At 75.0% G+C, this 2,193-nt stretch carries 3 protein-coding genes; 2 read left to right on the top strand and 1 reads right to left on the bottom strand.

From position 1 onward, the window contains the following. Positions 1 to 696 (bottom strand): histidine kinase dimerization/phosphoacceptor domain-containing protein (locus tag KBX53_RS30585; RefSeq protein ID WP_309140894.1); only part of this gene is annotated, 696 nt, incomplete at its 3' end. Between the two features lie 169 nt (positions 697 to 865). Between KBX53_RS30585 and KBX53_RS30580 the strand changes: the two genes are divergently transcribed. Next, entirely contained in the window at positions 866 to 1,615 is a 750-nt protein-coding gene (locus tag KBX53_RS30580; RefSeq protein WP_210863185.1) for an ABC transporter ATP-binding protein, read from the top strand. Continuing rightward, positions 1,609 to 2,193, top strand: a 585-nt coding sequence (locus KBX53_RS30575; protein ID WP_309140893.1) for an ABC transporter permease, incomplete at its 3' end; no start/stop codon positions are given. The genes KBX53_RS30580 and KBX53_RS30575, both read left to right, overlap by 7 nt.

The raw sequence follows: 2,193 nt of genomic DNA, 5'->3' as shown, positions 1-2,193 counted from the left end.
GGTCTCCTCGATGACCCGCAGCGCGGCGCCCGCCTCCCGGGGGTCGGCCTCGGCGACGTGGTTGGCGACGGCCGCCTTCACCACGATGAGGCTCAGCGTGTGCGCGACCACGTCGTGCAGCTCGCGCGCCACCCGCAACCGCTCCTCGGTGGCTGCCTGACGGACCAACTGGTCGCTCTGCCGGGCGGCGAGGGCGCGTCGCTCCCGGATCAGCCAGCCGATCACCCAGGCCGGCGCGATCATGACGGTGGCGTAGACGACAGCGCCGGTACGCGACCAGAGGTCGCCAGCGGTCAGCACCAGGGCGACGCTCACCAGTGCGAGACAACCGGCGGCGCACAGCATCGACCGGCGGGTGGGCGTCGACACGGCCACCGTGTAGAAGGCCAGGCCGATGGCGAACGCCGGCGCGGCGGCCGCGAAGTTGGGTATCACCCCGGTGATCAGGGTGACGGTGGCCACGGAGCTGATCGTCGCGGCCACCGTCATCGGCCAGCGTCGGCGGACCGCCAACGGCAGCCCCAGGGCCATCCCGACCAGCACGGACACCCAGAGCGGCTCGTGTACGCCACCGTGCAGCGGCGACTCCAGCGCCGCGTACGGGCAGAGCGCCCCGCCCACGGCCAGCGCCAGCAACACGTCCACCGTGTACAGGTCCACCGGCCGCATCCGTCGGGTCAACAGGAGAGCGGTCACCCGTCGAACGGTAACGGCCGGCCCGGCCGGCCGCGTCCACCCGCGGGTGGTCATCCCCGGGGACGACGTGCCGGCCCTGCCGGGCCGCCGGCTCCACCCCTGGGAGGGTTGGCAAGTGCCAGCCCTGGCACGACGCGCCGCACCCCGGCATTCGGCACCGTAAACGGTCATGACCACAGACACGGTGACAGTGACGGGGTTGCGCGCGGTGTACGGCACCGGCACCCGGCGGGTGACAGCGCTCGACGGCGTGACCACCAGCTTCGCGAGCGGCACGTTCACGGCGGTGATGGGCCCCTCCGGCTCGGGGAAGTCCACCCTGCTGCACTGCGCGGCGGGGCTGGACCGCCCGACCGAGGGGAGTGTCACGATCGACGGCACCCGCCTCGACGACCTCGGCGAAGACGAGCTGACCCGGCTGCGGCGCGACCGGATCGGCTTCGTGTTCCAGGCGTTCAACCTCGTGTCCACACTGACCGCCGCGCAGAACGTCGAGTTGCCGTCGCGCCTGGCCCGTCGCCGCCCGCCGGCCGGGGACGTCACCGCCGCCCTCGACGCCGTCGGACTCGCCGACCGGGCCGGGCACCGGCCGAGTGAGCTGTCCGGCGGCGAACAGCAACGTGTCGCGGTGGCCCGAGCGTTGATCACCCGTCCGGCGGTGGTCTTCGCCGACGAACCGACCGGGGCGCTGGACAGCGCGTCCTCGCGGCAGGTGCTGCGGCTGCTGCGCGCGCTCGTTGACGACCACGGGCAGACAGTGGTGATGGTGACCCACGATCCGGCCGCCGCCGCGTACGCCGACCGGGTGCTCCTGCTCGCCGACGGCCGGGTCGTCGACGAGCTGACCGGCGGGATCACCGCCGCCGCCGTCGCGGCCCGGATCGCCGAGCGGGAGATCGTCGCGGAGTCGTCGTGCTGAGCGTCCGCCGGTCGGCCAGCGCGTTCGTGGCCGTCGCCATCGGGGTCACGCTGGTCGCGGCGGCCACCCTGCTGCTCGCCTCCGGCCGCCCGCAGGTGCCGGACCGGCTGGCACGGGCGGCGGTCGTGGTGCAGAGCCCCGAGGCGGGCGCGTCGGCCGACCAGTTCGTGCCGACCCGGCCCTGGTCCGCCACCGCCGCGGCCGGGCTCGTCGGCCGGCTGTCCGGTTTGCCGGACGTCGTGGCGGCGGTGCCGGACCGCACCTTCTACGCGCAGCCGCTCGTGGACGGCCGACCCTCGGCTGCCGACAGCGGGCGGGAGGACGCCCACCAGGGGCACGGCTGGTCCAGCGCCCAACTGGGTGGGCTGCGCCTCACGGCGGGCGAGTCACCCCGCCGGGCCGGCGAGGTGGTCGTCGACCGCGCGCTCGGGCTGCGCGTCGGCGCGCCGGTCACAGTGCTGACCGCCGTCGGCCCCGAGCCGTACACCGTCACCGGTCTGGTCGACGGGCCCGGCGTGCATGTCGCCGACGAGGTCGCCGCCGCCCTCGCACCCGGCGTCCGGGCCATCGGGCTGGTG

Source organism: Micromonospora sp. M51 (genome assembly GCF_018070305.1).
Lineage (GTDB): Bacteria > Actinomycetota > Actinomycetes > Mycobacteriales > Micromonosporaceae > Micromonospora > Micromonospora parva.
Note: the sequence above shows the minus strand (reverse complement) of the source record. Positions and strands in the feature narration are given on the sequence as shown.